Source organism: Eubacterium sp. Marseille-QA0814, from assembly GCF_965119675.1.
In the GTDB taxonomy this organism is placed as follows: domain Bacteria; phylum Bacillota; class Clostridia; order Lachnospirales; family Lachnospiraceae; genus Eubacterium_G.
Genome location: NZ_CBCPMG010000001.1, coordinates 1,745,532 through 1,762,020 on the forward strand (window position 1 = coordinate 1,745,532; position 16,489 = coordinate 1,762,020).

Genomic DNA, 16,489 nt, shown 5'->3' on the forward strand with positions numbered 1-16,489 from the left:
TAAAGAGAGAATTAATAAACCTCAAATATAAGTTTTTACACTTTATATTTGAGGTTTTTATTATCTGTTAATTTTATCGCTTATCTCTTCTACTTATTCACTTTTACCCTTTTAACTGCTGACCATTTACCAACATTTTTTCCATTAACACCTCTTACTCTAAAATAATAAATCTTTTTCTTTTTTAGCTTGCTTATGTTAGCTTTAGTCTTTGCAGTGGTAATTGTTTTCGTTTTGTACTTTTTATTGTTTGCAAATTTTTTGTTTAAAGAATACTGTAACTGATATTTCCTGGCATTATTTACCTTGCCCCAAGTAACACTTACAGCTTTCTTTTTATTGTTTTTTGCTTTTTTGATTTTAGCTGTTCCAATTTTCTTTACTGTAGGTGCTGTTTGAGTATCTCCTGTAATAGCGAGTTTTTCCAAACCTACACTATAATTATATGAATAATATTCCCCTTCTATTTTTTGTTCAAAATCCTCTGGAAGTTTCAACAATTGTACCTTACCCTCCACCGGAGTTGCAACCTTGCCTAATATACTGTCATCTTTCACTGTATAAATAGTATATTTTGGGATTCCGGCGGGATTCTCATCATTAATATATGTTACGGTGTATACCCCATAATCCTTTCCGTCAGCTGTGCTATGATACATTGATAAATAAGTTTCTCTAAATGTATCCATTATTATGACCTCATTAAATTTTGCATTCTGACCGTTTTCAACCACTCTCGTATATCCATTTTTTTCAGGTTTTATGCTACTTTGTGTTTCTATAGGTTTTGCAACCCATACAATATTTCCCTCTTCTATGCTTTCATCCTGAAGCATTTCATACATTTGATATTCGCCTGTTTCTTCGCCCATGTTGTCATACTTGGCATTTCCACCATAGTACCTGTCATCTTTTTCAAATTTAGCAAGTTGATATCTGTCTTCTGTTCTATAGGCTTTAACTGATACAGGAATCTGGTACTTTTCTTTTACCTGTTTAACATTAACCTTGGCAGATGTTTTTCCCTTTATGGCTATGGCTTTTGCCGGTTCACCATTTGAAGCTGATACGGTTTCAATTACCGGAGCTCCTTTTTGCGAATACGCTTCAAGATTTACGCTCTTTTCAATTGTAAGTAAACCTTTTGTACCCTCAGCATACATAGAAATAGCTGACTTCTGCTTTTTGTTTTTGTTTATGATTAATTTGCCATTTCCTGAAACTGTTAAATTTCCACCATATCCATCACCCCAAATTAAAATGGCTCTTAACTGATTTTCACCTTTAACCACAACTTTAAAATCATCGCCCATAACGTTTGTAACAAGATTATATGCCTGCATTTTAACGTTGTTTAATGTTAAAGTATTTGTTTTTTTATCATAAGTTACTCCGTTTACTTTTTCTACTTTATCCTGTGAAAAATTAGAAAAAATATATTTTGAAGCACTTTCTGAAAATAGTCCAACATACGCCGGTGGATATTCATCACTGCATGGGCCATTTGCTCCCAAAACCATTTGTGGCATTATCGTAATAATTAATGCTACTGTCATAAAAAAACTTAAAATTTTACTTTTCATATACATTCTCCTTTCTGCTCACACAAATCTTACTTCAGACAAAATCCTGTCTTATGAAAATCCTGCCTTATGAAAATCCTGCCTTATGAAAATCCTGCCTTATGATAAAGTCCTAGCTTGCAATTGGATTGTGCCTACAACATGATTTTGTCTTACAATAAATTTCTAAAGATCATTGTTGTATTTTATGTATATGCTATATTATTTTTTCCAACTTTTTTAGTTTACATTTGTCTCATTCTTTTATTTTTGCTTAAGAACAACGATGTCGCTTACGACATTCTACTCACCAATCAGGTGTTGCCATGCAACTACTTTCTTATCTCACCAAGGTTAATCCCTAGCGGAACGTTTTTCTGTTAAAAATACTTTTAGTTCTTTTAAATGTTTTTTGTTTTTATGTAGTTTTTCTATGTTATTTTGTTATTTTGTATGTTTTTTTCTATTATTCATGCTTTAATTCCTAATTTTTATGTACTGTTTTCCATTGTCTATTCACTGTTTTTTGTTTTAGGAGAGCTTTCTGGTTTTTACACCCCTTTCTCTGTTTTCTACAACAAAGGGGGTGGGTTTACCGGCTTTTTTTATTCTTGCTTTTTCGCAACCTGCCGGTTTTTACACCCCTTTCGATGTTTTCTACAACAAAGGGGTGGGGTTACTGGCTTTTTTTATTCTTGCTTCTTCGCAACCTGCCGAGTTTTACACCCCTTTCGATGTTTTCTACAACAAAGGGGTGGGTTTACCGGCTTTTTTTATTCTTGCTTTTTCGCAACCTGCCGGTTTTTACACCCCTTTCGATGTTTTCTACAACAAAGGGGTGGGGTTACTGGCTTTTTTTATTCTTGCTTCTTCGCAACCTGCTGGTTTTTACACCCCTTTCGATGTTTTCTACAACAAAGGGGGTGGGTTTACCGGCTTTTTCTTTTCTTGCTTCTTCGCAACCTGCCGGGTTTTCCACCCCTTTCTCTGTTTTCTACAACAAAGGGGGTGGGTTTACCGGCTTTTTCTTTTCTTGCTTCTTCGCAACCTGCTGGGTTTTCCACCCCTTTCTCTGTTTTCTACAACAAAGGGGTGGGTTGTACCGACCCCCAAAAGTTAGACCTAAAAATCTAACGATTGGAGGTCGGTATTTTTATGGCAAAATACAGTTATGAATTCAAAAAGCAGGTTGTTGAAGCATATCTTAGTGGTGAAGGTGGCTATGAATACTTAGCCAAACGATATGGTGTACCTGCCTGGTCAAACATTAAGAAATGGGTTCGGAATTATGAAACTCATGGTGACAAAGGACTTATGCGTTCGCGAAAACAAGATAAATACTCTTTTGAAAAGAAGCTTTCTGTTGTAGAATTATATTTAACAAGTGAACTCTCATATCAGGAGCTGGCTCTTCGTGAAGGAATATATAATCCCTCTCAAATCTGTAAGTGGGTAAATGATTTCCAGATCGCCGGTCCTGATGCATTGAGACCACATAAGAAAGGTCGCAAGAAAACATTGGGTACATCAAACAAAAAGTTAAATATTGAACAAGATACAACTACAGTTCCAGTTGATACCAGTACTGAACATGTAAAAGAACTTGAAGATGAAATTCTTAAGCTTAGAATAGAGAATGCATATTTAAAAGAACTGAGGAGGCTGCGTTTAGAGGAGGAAGCTCTTCTGAAAAAACAGCGAGAATCGTCCACAGCCTCCGGGGAGAATTCAAACTAAAAGACATTCTCGCAGTTGTTGGTTTTCCAAAGGCAACATATATGTATTGGCAAAAAAGATTTGATAGAGAAAATCCAGATATAGAATTAGAAGAAAAGATTCATGAAATACATAAACGTAACAAAGATTATGGCTACCGTCGCATGTGTGGTGAACTCCGTAATCAAGGCTATATCGTGAACAAGAAGAAGGTTCAACGCATTATGCAGAAATATAATCTTCAGGTGATGTCATTTACGAGGAAGAGCCGTAAATATAGTTCTTACAAAGGTAGAATTGGAACGGTTGCTCCTAATAGAATCAAAAGAAGATTTAATACACATATACCTCATCAGAAGATTACAACTGATACAACAGAGTTTAAATACTATGAAGTAGATTCTAAAGGTAAAATGACAATGCATAAGCTATATTTAGATCCATTCATGGATATGTTCAATGGTGAAATAATAAGTTATGGAATAGATAAACGTCCTTCAGCAGCAAATGTGATGAATGCACTAAATGAAGCCATTGAGGTAACTTCTGACTGCCCATTTCGAAGGACCTTTCACTCAGATCAAGGATGGGCATATCAGATGAAAGCTTATTCACATAGACTTAGAGAAGAGAAAATATTTCAAAGCATGTCACGAAAAGGTAATTGCCTTGATAATTCAGTCATGGAAAATTTCTTTGGTCTGCTTAAACAAGAAATATACTATGGAACTGTTTATTACAGTTATGAAGAATTGAAAACTGAAATTGAAAAATATATAAGATATTACAATGAAAAAAGAATTAAAGAAAAACTAGGATGGTTGAGTCCAGTCCAATACAGACTCAGCCTCTTGGTTGCATAAAAAATGCGTAACAGATATTAAAACCTGTTACGCAATAAAAGTCTAACTTTTTGGGGTCACATCAGGTTTACCGGCTTTTTCTTTTCTTGCTTCTTCGCAACCTGCCGGGTTTTCCACCCCTTTCTCTGTTTTCTACAACAAAGGGGTGGGGTTACTGGCTTTTTTTATTCTTGCTTCTTCGCAACCTGCCGAGTTTTACACCCCTTTCGATGTTTTCTACAACAAAGGGGTGGGTTTACCGGCTTTTTCTTTTCTTGTTTCTTCGCAACCTGCCGGGTTTTACACCCCTTTCGATGTTTTCTACAACAAAGGGGTGGGTTTACCGGCTTTTTTTATTCTTGCTTCTTCGCAACCTGCCGGTTTTTCCACCCCTTTCTCTGTTTTCTACAACAAAGGGGTGGATTTACCGGCTTTTTCTTTTCTTGCTTCTTCGCAACCTGCCGGGTTTTCCACCCCTTTCGATGTTTTCTACAACAAAGGGGTGGATTTACCGGCTTTTTCTTTTCTTGCTTCTTCGCAACCTGCCGGGTTTTCCACCCCTTTCGATGTTTTCTACAACAAAGGGGTGGATTTACCGGCTTTTTCTTTTCTTGCTTCTTCGCAACCTGCCGGGTTTTCCACCCCTTTTAATATTTCTTCTTTAAAATAAGTGAAAATGTTAGTGAATTACACTTTATACACTCTATTTCACCTACATTTTCCATATAGCTTGATAGTACATATAACTACATACTTTCTAAGTATTACATATAACTGCCCACTACTTCCTACAATTCTCTACTTCGTGCCAACATCCTGAAAGGTCTCACTCACGCAAGTTTCCAACAATTCTTTATTGTGCAACATCCTAACAAGTCTCACTCACGCAAGTTTCCAACAATTCTTTATTGTGCCAACATCCTAACAAGTCTCACTCACGCAAGTTTCCAACAATTCTTTATTGCTCAACATCCTGAAAGGTCTCACTCACGCAAGTTTCCAACAATTCTTTATTGCGCAACATCCTAACAAGTCTCTACTGTACGCCGGCTTCCAGCAAGCCTTTGCTGTCGCCAAATCGTCCTTCGTCTGTGCTTTCTCCAAGTACCACGCTAAGGCACTGATTGTCCCCTTTCTTTGCAACAGACACAAGACACTTTCCTGCACTGTCAGTGGTTCCTGTTTTCATTCCCTGGCAATATTCATAATAATAATTGCCACTTTTTAGAAGCAGTTGGTTTGTACTTGTCCATGTTTTGCCTAAAGTTTCTGATGTGAACCTTGACTTCTTACATATACTGGCAATTGTTTCGTTACTGTACGCTTCCATTGCAATCTTCGACAAATCACTTGCTGACGTATACTGACCTTCTGCGTCATATCCGTCAGGTGTTGCAAAATGTGTATTTTCAAGATTCATATCACGCACATTTTTATTCATTTCAAGAACAAAACGCTCCACACATTGAGAAGGTGTAAAAGTTTTTCCTTCGTTTGCAATGTTGTCTTCAAAAATTGCTTTTCCCGTGGCGTTTGCCAAAATATACGCAGCATCATTTCCTGACGCAAGTAGCATTCCGTTAAGAAGTTCCTCTACTGTAACTACCTGCCCTTTTGTAAAACCTGCTTTACTTGAATCTGCTGCAATCATATATACTTCGTCACCAATCATTACAACATCATTTAAATTCAAAGTCTGAAGCACTGTAAGTGCCGTCATTAATTTAGTTGTGCTAGCAGGTGCTCTTCTCTCATCTGCGTTCTTTTGATACAAAATATCTTTACTTTTCACATCAACCAATATTGCCGATTTAGCACCCACTGTCTTATTTATTTCCTGGTTGCTTTCTTTATACTCTATTGGTTTCAGGCTGTAATCTGTCCATGGATTTTTTTCGCTAATCACATAATTATCGTGAATAAAATCCCTAACAACTGCTTCACTTTGCACCGCAGTTTTGGCCGGACCTATTGTTTTTGTTTTTTCTTCGCTGTTTACTCCCAAAAATACAATTCCAATGCTTAAAAGCACTACAAGAATTGCACTGAGCAAACATCTTATTTGAGCTTTCATTAAATCACTCCTTCGTTTTTCCTTTCAGTATAATTACTTGTTTACATTAACTATATAATATCAATTATTTAATTAAATTACTAAAAAATTTAATGCAATTTAGGGATGCTCCTCGTCTACTCATCTATAATGGTAGAATTAATAACAAAATTTCTTAAAGGCTATTCAACCCGAAAGATGGAACCTGGTTCCGATTTTATCTACAATAGTAGAAATTCCCCCTGCATTACTTTCACTTCTAATATAAATCATCTGACGTAAAAATATGGTGTTTAAATGAAATATTTTCCCACTGCACTTCTGCCGTAACAGTATTGTCACTTTTCCACTTTTTATACATTTCGTCTGGTAATTTTTTGTCATTAAAAGACATAAGGTTTTCAACCTTGTCGGCAATTTCTTTTTTTTCGAAAACCTTCTTTAGTCTGCTTTTGCTAATTCCGATTTTTGAAAGTAACTCACCGTTTGTCTCCGTGTAGTAATTTGAAAGTTTTATGTCAATCTGGTCGCTTTCTTCCTGAGACAATGTAACTGCATATTCATCCCTTAATGCATACATACATTCCCGCCTGCAAATATCATCAAGAACTGTGCTTTTTACAAGATTTTCCATTGAAACGCCTTTGCTTGTCTTCTTGTTCCAATTTAAATCTTTACCCTTTGTTAAGTAGTATGTTTCGTAAGTTCCCTGGGCTGTATACGCGTAGTATTTGGCTTCATCTAAATATACCTTGATTTTCCCTGCGTGTATGGCAACTGTTTTATCATCTGTTTTTGTAGATGACTCCTGCTCACTTTTGCTACTTGAACTTCCACACCCGGGAAGTGTTAGAACCATGGCTGCCACCATGGAAACTAAACATATTTTCTTTATTTTACCTAAAACTTTCAATTTAATCTCCTTGTACTTTCGTTTCCTATCTTATTGTAGCACAGAAAGTGTGTTCTCTACTCTCCCTGCGTTTTTCTTTTTTATCTTACCCGAACGCCAAAAGTGTTCCCACTTTCCTATCTGCGTTTTTCTTTTTTATTTTATCTCAACGTGGAAAGTGCCTCCACTAATTTCTTTGCGCTTTCAATTACTGTGCTGTTGTCGTTTGACTTTGGTGCGTACTCAAAAGTTAATTTTTCAGGAACAAATTTTAGTCTGCCCTTGTATTCTCTCACCAAAAGTGGAATTCTTGTTGAGTCGATTTTTGCATGATTCCACATTGTTAATTTTATTAATTTTTTGTTGCCTGAAATTTCAGTCACAAAAGCTTTGTGGGCTGCTGCCTTTAAGAGTACAATCTGTAAAAGATTCTCAACCTGATTTGGTATGTCGCCAAATCTGTCAATTAATTCATCCTGCATATCTTCGTATTCTTCCAAAGTTTCAATACCGGCAATGCGTTTGTAAACGTCCATTTTTATTGATTCATTCTTAATGTATGATGCCGGCACGTATGCGTCGCAAACCAAATCAACTTTTGTTTCAAAGTCATCATTTACTTTGTTGCCCTTTAAAGTTTCAATTGCCTGATTCAGCATTTTGCAATAAAGGTCATATCCTACAGCTTCCATGTGACCACTTTGTTTTGCCCCAAGCAAGTTGCCTGTACCACGAATTTCCAAATCTCTCATAGCAATTTTCACACCGGAACCTAACTCTGTAAAATCCCTTATGGCTCCCAAACGTTTTTCAGCCACTTCTGTAAGCATCTTGTTTCTATTATACATTAAAAATGCGTAAGCCATACGGTTCGATCTTCCAACACGCCCTCTAAGCTGATAAAGCTGTGACAGACCCATACGCTCTGCCCCATGAATAATCATTGTGTTGGCATTTGGAATATCAAGTCCCGTTTCAATAATCGTTGTACTTACAAGCACATCAATGTCACCATTTACAAAATCATACATGATTTCTTCAAGCTGTCTCTCGCCCATTTGTCCATGAGCAAAAGCCACATTTGCATCAGGCACCAGACTCTGCACTCTGCCTGCCATGTCTGCAATGTCCTGCACTCTGTTGTAAACAAAATACACCTGACCGCCTCTTGCAAGCTCCCTGTTAATGGCATCTCTCACGATTTCGTCATTATATTCCATAACAAAAGTCTGAATCGGCATTCTTTCCTGAGGTGGCTCTTCCATAACGCACATATCACGAATTCCAATTAAACTCATATGAAGAGTTCTTGGAATTGGTGTCGCCGTTAAAGTCATTACGTCTACATTATTTTTTAATTCTTTAATTTGTTCTTTATGTTTTACTCCAAATCGTTGTTCCTCATCAATAATTAAAAGTCCCAAGTCTTTGAATTTTACGTCTTTTGATAAAAGTCTGTGGGTACCAATTACTATGTCCACATATCCTTTTTTTAAATCTTTAATTGTGTTGTCTATATTTGATTTTGTTCTAAATCTGGAAAGCATTTCAACTCTCACAGGGAAATCCTTGAATCTCTGTTTAAAAGTCTTGTAATGTTGCTGTGCAAGAACTGTTGTTGGCACAAGATAAGCAACCTGTTTGTTGTCCTGAACCGCCTTAAAAGCCGCACGTATTGCAACTTCTGTTTTTCCAAAACCTACGTCTCCGCAAATCAGACGATCCATAATCTTGTTGCTTTCCATGTCTTTTTTTACATCGTTAATTGCAGTTAGCTGGTCGTCAGTTTCCTCAAATGGGAACATTTCCTCAAATTCCTTCTGCCATTCTGTATCAGGAGAAAACTGATAGCCTGTTCCGTTCTGTCTGATTGCGTAAAGCTGCACCAGTTCCTTTGCAATATCTGCAACAGCACGTTTAACCTTGCCTTTTGTTTTACGCCACTCCTGTCCACCTAGCTTGTTTAACTTTGGTGGTTTAGCTTCACTATCAGCGTACTTTTGAATCATATCAAGCTGAGTTGCCAAAACATAAAGATTGCTGCCTCCTGCATATTCTATTTTAATATAGTCCTTTACCACATGGTCAACTTCTACTTTTTCAATTCCCTTATAAATTCCCAAACCGTGATTTTCGTGTACAACGTAATCTCCAATATTCAGGTCCGCAAAACTTGAAATAGTTGTACCTGAATAGCCGTGTTTTTTTCTTTTACGTTTCTTCTTTTCCCCAAAAATATCTGTGTCAGAAATTGCCACAAATTTTATCATTGGGTAGGTAAAACCTTTTCGAAGAGAGCCTTTTACAATCATCACCTGGCCCGGCTGGACTTCTCTTTCGCTATCACTTTCAAAGAAAGCACTAATCTGAAAATCCCTTAAATCCTGGGCAAGTCTTTTCCCTCTTGTAGCTGATGATGTGACAAGTAACACAGAATATTTCTGTTTCTTGTATTTTTTCAAGTCCTCCACAAGCATTTCAAACTGGCTGTTATATGGGCTGACGTTTCGCGCATCCACATCAACAAACTCTTCCACATTAAAGCTTTTTACTTTTTGAGCTATAGTTGTAAAAAGGACTTTTTGTTGGTCATTTATTCTATTTAAAATATAATTTTTGTCCCATAAAATGTCTGTCTGACCTGAAAGCACATACCCTTTAAGCAGTCTGTGGCTCATGCTTTCCTTAAATTCAGTTTCCACAACTCTTAACTGTTCTTCCACCCTTGCCGGTTCATCTATAAAAAATATAGGCTCATCGAAGTAATCCATAAGGCTCACTAAATTCTCACAAAAATAGTTTACATAACTATCAATTGCCACGCTATATGGATTAATATCCATATTTGTCAAAAACTCACCAACTGTATTTTTTAAATTATTAGCTTCCTCTGTGTTAAATTCTTCTCTAAATTTCTTTTCAGATTTCTCTAATTCTTTTTTAATTTTGGCAATGCCTTCCTCAATTGTTTTTTTATCAAGGAAATATTCGCTTGCCGGATAAATTTTCACACTTTCTATATTTTCAATTGAGCGCTGACTTTCCACGTCAAAGCTTTTGATAATGTCAACTTCGTCATCCCAAAAGTCAATTCTGTAAGGTGTCTCGTCTGTTAAAGTGTAAATATCCAAAATACTACCACGAATTGCGAACTGTCCTGGGCTGTCGATTTGTGTTACTGCCTGATAGCCCATCACGGCAAGTTTTGTTTTCAGGGCATCCATTTCCACAATGCTACCCTCGCCAATTTCAATATAATTATCCTTTATCTTTTCCAATGGTTGTATTTTATCAAGAAAAGCATCTACCGTAACTATCACCGTAAAAGGCTTGTTCTCCACAACCTTCTGGATAAACTCTAATCTCTGCTGGAGTATATAGCTTCCATGCACATCTGCGCTAAAGAAAATCAAATCCTTTGCCGGATACATTACAACATCATCTGTAAAACCTTTCATATCATCGTACAGTTCTTTAGCTTTTATGGCACTAAAAGTAACAATGACTTTCTGCTTGTAGCCATTGCTTAATCCGTTAATAAAATGAGCCAGCTGGGAATCTCCGCACCCTGTCACCTGACAGGATTTCTTCCTGGATAAGCAGTCCCTGACCTGCTCATATTCATTTAATTTTTCTAGTGAATAATCAAAATAATTCATACTATATACCGAGCCTCATTAACTTGCTTTCTACATTGCCTATTTATTGTGCCACACTTCTTGCGTTGCATATTTTAATGTATCTTCTGCACTACTATTTAACCAATATATTTTCTGCACGTATTTCATCAAAAATATTCTAATTAAATTTGTTCATGGCTGTTTGTACATCATACATAACAATAACTTCTGAAGCTGATGCAGCATTTCTTACAGCATCGTCAACTATTTCTCTTTCACCCTTTGAAAATTTTCCTAAAACATGTTTTACAAGGTCACCTTGATTAGCCCCAACTCCAACTTTGATTCTTGTGAACTGATCTGTGCCTGCATGAGCAATTATGCTCTTCAAACCATTATGACCGCCAGCGCTTCCTTTGGCACGAATACGAATCTTGCCTGTTGGTAAACTAATATCATCTGCGATTACTATTATGTCTTTTGTTGGATCTAACTTGTAGAAATCCATTACAGCCCTAACAGACTCCCCACTTAAATTCATATATGTTTGAGGTTTCACAAGTATAACCTTTTCGCTTCCAATTTGTCCAACACCACATAATGCCTTATGTCTTTTTGTATTAACCTGCACTCCCATTTGGCTGGCAAGTTCATCTATTACGTCAAAACCAATATTGTGTCTTGTTTTGTCATATTTCTTTTCCGGGTTTCCCAGACCTATAATTGCATACATATTAATTCCATTCCTTTTCGTTGTTTAAATTATAATTATACCATTATAAAGGCCTAAATTCAATTTAAGAGATTTAATGATGTTTTACATTATTTGAAACTTTGTATGCTGCAAAAACTGACTCGCTAAATGCCTGTGATGAAAAAAGCATTGTTAAAGCCCAAAGCATTGATAGTAAAGCGAGTGTTCATCCATAGTGTAATGTTATTTCTATAATAAGAAATTCTAAAGGATTTTCTTATTATAGAAACAAAGAACTGCCGCCTCACGATTCTAAATCGTGAAAACGACAGTACCCCGTCTCATTGTGTATATATTACTTTAAAGGAACACACATCTTACTCTGATGCAATTCTAAAGTAAACCTAATTATTCTCTTGGCTCATCCGGCTCAAGTAAAGCTTTTTCGTAAGCTTCTAAAACGATACTCTGGATTGAATTGCGGGTAGCCGAGTTAATTGGATGAGCAATATCTCTATACTCTCCATCTGCTGCTTTACGTGAAGGCATTGCGATAAATAATCCTTTTTCACCTTCTACTACTTTAATATCATGTACTACAAATTCATCATCGATAGTTATAGACACTACAGCTTTCATTTTTCCTTCTTTAGTCATCTTTCTTACTCTAACGTCTGTTATGTTCATATGCTTGTCTTCCTTTCCTTGTAACCTACAAACTATATCTAAAATTACGTTCGTTTATAATTTTAATTTCATTTTCTTCTCCAAGATGATCTCCTGGATTAATTGTACTGTGACTTTCCACAATACAATTTTCTATCACAGCATTGTCTCCAATATATACATCATTTAGAATAACTGAATTTTTTATTGTGCAATTATTTCCTATGTATGCCTGTTTAAACACTACTGAATTCTCTACAGTACCATTAACAATACATCCGCTGGATATCAAACTATTCTTAACGTTTGAGCCCGAATTGTATTTTGCCGGTGGCATGTCTTCAACTTTTGAATAAACATCCGGATATTGTTTAAAGAAGAAATCCCTAACTTCCGGTTTTAAGAAATCCATATTTACGTTGTAGAATTTCTCTATGCTAGATAAATTATTCCAGTAAGAATCTAACTGATATGCATAAATCTTTTTAGATTCCTTATTTCTTATAATAATGTCATTAACAATATCATATCTGTCTTCTGCAACACACTCTTCTAACATCTGAATAAGCAATCTTCTTCTGATTACATAAATTCCTGTTGATACCAATGTACTTGTGCTATTAAGCGGTTTCTCAACAAAATCGATAATTCTTCCATTATTATATGTAGTAACCACGCCATATGATGAAACATCTACGTTACTACCCATATCTTTGCAAACTATTGTAATGTCTGCACCTGTTTCAATATGTCTCTTTAAAACATCATTGTAATCTAATTTGTAAATGCCATCTGCTGATGCCACAATTACATATGGTTCATGGCTCTTCTTAAGAAAGCCAATGTTTTGTGCGATTGCATCGGCTGTTCCTCTATACCAAAAACCATTGTCTGATGTAATTGATGGTGTAAATACATATAAACCACCCTGTTTTCTACCAAAGTCCCACCATTTTGATGAACTTAAATGTTCATTTAACGACCAGGCATTGTACTGTGTTAAAACAGCTACCTTCTGAATGTGGGAATTTGTCATATTACTTAATGCAAAATCAATTGCTCTATAACTTCCTGCTATAGGCATGGCGCCAATAGCTCTCTTTCTTGAAAGTTCCTTTAATTTGGTATTACTACCTCCTGCTAAAATTATTCCAACTGCTCTCATTTATTCTCACCTGCCTTAACTATATAGTCACCTGATGGGAGCTTTCCGTCAGGATAATCCGATGGTTCTGTTTTTCCTGAAATTGCAACATTCTTGCCGATTGTTACGCCATCAGGAATAACTGATCCTTCTCCAATTACTGTCAAATCACAATTATATATCTTCTTGCTTAACTTACTGTCAGCATATTCACCAACACCAATTGTACAATTCTCTCCAACTTCAACATTTTCAGCTATAATACTGCCATAAATCTTAGTTCCCGGCTTTATTACGCTTCCCTGCATAATAATTGAATCGTGAATTTCTGCGTTTTCGCCCACCTCAACATTAGCACTTATTACTGAATTCTGTACAGTACCTCTAATGTCGCAACCTTCACCTACAATACTTTTCTCAACCTCTGCATCTGCTGAAATATACTGTGGCGGAAGTGCATCATTCTTTGTGTAAATCTTCCAAAATTCCTCATATAAATTAAACTCAGGAACGATATCGATTAATTCCATATTAGATTCCCAATATGATTTCAATGTTCCTACGTCCTTCCAGTATCCATTATATTCATAAGCATAGATTGGGCTTCCGCTTCCATGAATGTATGGAATAATGTGCATGCCGAAATCACAATTTGGCTGATCTTTTAACTTTAACAAAGCCTCTTTTAATACAGGCCAACTAAATATGTAAATTCCCATGGATGCCAGGTTACTCTTTGGATGTTCCGGCTTCTCCTGGAATTCTGTTATCTTATGATTATCATCTGTTACTACCACACCAAATCTACTTGCCTCTTCAATTGGAACCGGCATAGCTGCTATGGTTACATCCGCATTGTTTGCCTTGTGGTAATCAAGCATCACTTCATAATCCATCTTATAAATATGATCCCCTGATAAAATTAACACATAGTCCGGATTATATGATTCCATATAATCTAAATTCTGGTAAATTGCGTTTGCTGTTCCTGTATACCATTCTGTATTTTCACTTTTTTCATATGGTGGAAGTACTGTTACACCGCCTATATTTCTGTCTAAATCCCATGGAATACCAATTCCAATATGAGCATTTAGTCTAAGTGGCTGGTACTGAGTAAGTACACCAACTGTATCCACACCTGAATTAATGCAATTGCTTAATGGAAAATCTATGATTTTGTATTTTCCTCCAAAGGCAACTGCAGGTTTTGCTACTTTAGCTGTTAGCACTCCTAAACGACTACCTTGGCCGCCGGCTAACAACATAGCTATCATTTCTTTTTTTACCATGTCCTTCACCTCGCTGCTTAAAAAAATTGTGTACTAGAAGTATAACATTAAATGTGACATATTAAAAGGGCAATAAGTATCTTTTGATGTTTTTTTTTATTAGTTTTTTCGTTTTTTTTATGTTTTTTCCTTTTTTCTTTGTGCATTTTGTACATCATTCGACTATTTTTTTGTCGCATTTTGATTTTGTTAAATTTTTAGCAATTTTCTGCTATATTTTTTTACCATATTGAACCTTTAAAATTTGTCATAAGAAGTGTATAATAATTAAGTATTTTAAGATGTAAAGGGAGCCTTTTAAAAATTTTTTTCTTCATATTAATATGCAATTTATTTTTATACATACTTATATGTTAATTTTATTAGGTTTTGCCTGTGCAAAAATTTATATATTTAATTTAGGAGAAGGATTATGTACAATTTAGATTTTAATACTCCTGCCAATTTACATTTTACAGGAATTGGTGGCATTAGCATGAGTGCTCTTGCAGAAATTATGATTTCACGAGGTTTTACAGTTACAGGATCAGATTCACACGAATCAAAAATCACTGATCATTTAGAATCTTTAGGAGCAAAGATTTTTTATAATCAGGTAGCTGGTAATATTTCATCTAATATAGACGTTTTAATTTATACTGCTGCTATTAAGCAGGACAACCCTGAGCTTGTTAAGGCAAAGGAACTTGGTATTCCACTTCTTACAAGAGCTGAGTTTTTAGGTCAAATTATGCTTAACTACCCTATGGCAATTGGAGTTTCAGGAACCCATGGAAAAACTACTACAACTTCAATGTTGTCACAAATTATGTTAGAAGGAAACACTGATCCAACTATATTAGTAGGTGGTATTATGCCTGCAATTCACGGAAACACACGTGTTGGCCATTCAGATAAATTAATTACAGAAGCTTGTGAATACACTAATAGTTTCTTATCATTTAAGCCAAATATGGCAATTATTTTAAACGTTGCCGCAGACCATCTTGATTTCTTTAAGGATTTAGATGACATTAGACACAGTTTCAGAAAATTTGCTGAACTTGTACCTGACGACGGTTTTCTTGTTATAAATAGTGATATTGACAACTTAGAATATTTTACTGACGGGCTAAAATGTAAGGTTATAACTGTAGGTTCAGATCCTGCAAAGAGCGATTACAGTGCTGCAAATATTGAATTTGATCAGTTTGCTAAAGGTTCATACGACTTGGTTGTTAACGGCGAAAAGTCATTCCATGTAGCTTTAAACGTTACAGGAGAACACAATATTTATAACTCTATTGCTGCTATTGCCGCTGCTCACGCAATGGGAATTAGTGACGAGAACATTAAGGCCGGTCTTACACAATACGGTGGAACTGACAGAAGATTCCAGTACAAGGGTAAAGTGGGCGATGTTACTATTATTGATGATTACGCACATCACCCAGATGAAATTACAGCAACTATCAAAACAGCTAAACACTATCCTCATAAGAAAATGTGGGTAGTTTTCCAGCCACATACATATTCAAGAACTAAGTCATTACTTCCTGAGTTTGGAAAAGCATTAAAGGAAGCTGACGCTGTAGTTTTAGCAGATATTTATGCTGCAAGAGAAAAAGACACTTTAGGTGTTAGTTCTTTAGATGTAAAAAAAGAAATCGAAAAATACGGAACTGAGGTACATTACTACCCAAGTTTCAGTGAAATAGAAAATTTTTTACTAGAAAGTTGTTCACCTGGCGATTTGTTAATAACAATGGGTGCCGGAGATGTAGTTAAAATAGGGGAACATCTTTTAGGAAAATAACTTATTAACATCCCACAAAATTTTGTTGATAACTTTCTTCAAAATTTTGTGGTTTTTTTGTTCATAATTTTCGAGTAATTAACATTGGTTTGTTTTCCCCATAAAATAAGGTGTTCGACATTTTTCAGCATTTTTTCCGGCTGATGTATTAACATTATTAACATTATTAACATTGCCAAAAGCCCTTTAAAAATGGGGCATTCAAGCCTTTTG

The 16,489-nt window shown here is 35.7% G+C and carries 12 protein-coding genes; 4 read left to right on the top strand and 8 right to left on the bottom strand.

All coding sequences use genetic code 11. The features are described from left to right. Nucleotides 1-89: 89 nt before the first annotated feature. Nucleotides 90-1,583, bottom strand: coding sequence for a fibronectin type III domain-containing protein (locus ACQY63_RS08100; protein ID WP_022164541.1), 1,494 nt, complete (start codon nt 1,581-1,583; stop codon nt 90-92). A 565-nt stretch (nt 1,584-2,148) separates the two neighbouring features. On the opposite strand from ACQY63_RS08100, the gene ACQY63_RS08105 reads away from it, so the two are divergent. The 3 genes from ACQY63_RS08105 to ACQY63_RS08115 all read left to right on the top strand — a co-directional run bounded on the left by ACQY63_RS08105 (nt 2,149) and on the right by ACQY63_RS08115 (nt 4,790). Beyond that, nucleotides 2,149-2,682, top strand: coding sequence for a hypothetical protein (locus tag ACQY63_RS08105; RefSeq protein ID WP_428245038.1), 534 nt, complete (start codon nt 2,149-2,151; stop codon nt 2,680-2,682). A gap of 35 nt (nt 2,683-2,717) precedes the next feature. Beyond that, a protein-coding gene (locus ACQY63_RS08110; RefSeq protein WP_428244771.1) for an IS3 family transposase occupies nt 2,718-4,141 on the top strand; the annotation gives its coding sequence in 2 pieces (ribosomal slippage) (nt 2,718-3,207 and nt 3,207-4,141; 1,425 coding nt in all). Nucleotides 4,142-4,286: 145 nt separating this feature from the next. After that, a complete protein-coding gene (locus ACQY63_RS08115) occupies nt 4,287-4,790 on the top strand; it encodes a hypothetical protein (RefSeq protein ID WP_428245039.1) in 504 nt (167 codons plus the stop codon). A gap of 366 nt (nt 4,791-5,156) precedes the next feature. Here ACQY63_RS08115 and ACQY63_RS08120 read toward each other — a convergent pair whose 3' ends face one another. The 7 genes from ACQY63_RS08120 to ACQY63_RS08150 all read right to left on the bottom strand — a co-directional run bounded on the left by ACQY63_RS08120 (nt 5,157) and on the right by ACQY63_RS08150 (nt 14,481). Beyond that, complete coding sequence (locus ACQY63_RS08120; RefSeq protein ID WP_022164904.1) at nt 5,157-6,194, bottom strand: D-alanyl-D-alanine carboxypeptidase family protein; 1,038 nt, start codon at nt 6,192-6,194, stop codon at nt 5,157-5,159. Nucleotides 6,195-6,432: 238 nt separating this feature from the next. After that, nucleotides 6,433-7,086: a hypothetical protein gene (locus ACQY63_RS08125; protein ID WP_022164903.1), complete on the bottom strand. Its 654-nt coding sequence runs from the start codon at nt 7,084-7,086 to the stop codon at nt 6,433-6,435. Between the two features lie 140 nt (nt 7,087-7,226). Further along, nucleotides 7,227-10,724 carry a transcription-repair coupling factor gene (mfd, locus tag ACQY63_RS08130; protein WP_428245041.1) on the bottom strand — a complete coding sequence of 1,166 codons (3,498 nt, stop codon included), beginning with the start codon at nt 10,722-10,724 and terminating at the stop codon, nt 7,227-7,229. Between the two features lie 139 nt (nt 10,725-10,863). Next, complete coding sequence (gene pth, locus ACQY63_RS08135) at nt 10,864-11,418, bottom strand: aminoacyl-tRNA hydrolase (protein ID WP_022164901.1); 555 nt, start codon at nt 11,416-11,418, stop codon at nt 10,864-10,866. 369 nt (nt 11,419-11,787) lie between these two features. Next, nucleotides 11,788-12,066: a septation regulator SpoVG gene (gene spoVG, locus ACQY63_RS08140; protein WP_022164900.1), complete on the bottom strand. Its 279-nt coding sequence runs from the start codon at nt 12,064-12,066 to the stop codon at nt 11,788-11,790. A 25-nt stretch (nt 12,067-12,091) separates the two neighbouring features. Further along, nucleotides 12,092-13,210: a glucose-1-phosphate adenylyltransferase subunit GlgD gene (gene glgD, locus ACQY63_RS08145; protein WP_412335301.1), complete on the bottom strand. Its 1,119-nt coding sequence runs from the start codon at nt 13,208-13,210 to the stop codon at nt 12,092-12,094. Beyond that, on the bottom strand, nt 13,207-14,481 hold the full coding sequence (locus ACQY63_RS08150) for a glucose-1-phosphate adenylyltransferase (RefSeq protein WP_022164898.1): 1,275 nt from the start codon (nt 14,479-14,481) through the stop codon (nt 13,207-13,209). The genes glgD and ACQY63_RS08150 overlap by 4 nt, the downstream gene beginning before the upstream one ends. Before the next feature lie 412 nt (nt 14,482-14,893). Between ACQY63_RS08150 and murC the strand changes: the two genes are divergently transcribed. Continuing rightward, nucleotides 14,894-16,276 carry a UDP-N-acetylmuramate--L-alanine ligase gene (gene murC / locus ACQY63_RS08155; RefSeq protein WP_428245042.1) on the top strand — a complete coding sequence of 461 codons (1,383 nt, stop codon included), beginning with the start codon at nt 14,894-14,896 and terminating at the stop codon, nt 16,274-16,276. The last annotated feature ends 213 nt before the right edge of the window (nt 16,277-16,489 follow it).

Bases quoted from the DNA above. Each gene is read 5' to 3' on its own strand.
- ACQY63_RS08100 (WP_022164541.1), bottom strand. From the start codon at position 1,583: ATGAAAAGTAAAATTTTAAGTTTTTTTATGACAGTAGCATTAATTATT.
- murC (WP_428245042.1), top strand. From the start codon at position 14,894: ATGTACAATTTAGATTTTAATACTCCTGCCAATTTACATTTTACAGGA.
- glgD (WP_412335301.1), bottom strand. From the start codon at position 13,210: ATGAGAGCAGTTGGAATAATTTTAGCAGGAGGTAGTAATACCAAATTA.
- pth (WP_022164901.1), bottom strand. From the start codon at position 11,418: ATGTATGCAATTATAGGTCTGGGAAACCCGGAAAAGAAATATGACAAA.
- mfd (WP_428245041.1), bottom strand. From the start codon at position 10,724: ATGAATTATTTTGATTATTCACTAGAAAAATTAAATGAATATGAGCAG.
- ACQY63_RS08120 (WP_022164904.1), bottom strand. From the start codon at position 6,194: ATGAAAGCTCAAATAAGATGTTTGCTCAGTGCAATTCTTGTAGTGCTT.
- spoVG (WP_022164900.1), bottom strand. From the start codon at position 12,066: ATGAACATAACAGACGTTAGAGTAAGAAAGATGACTAAAGAAGGAAAA.
- ACQY63_RS08150 (WP_022164898.1), bottom strand. From the start codon at position 14,481: ATGGTAAAAAAAGAAATGATAGCTATGTTGTTAGCCGGCGGCCAAGGT.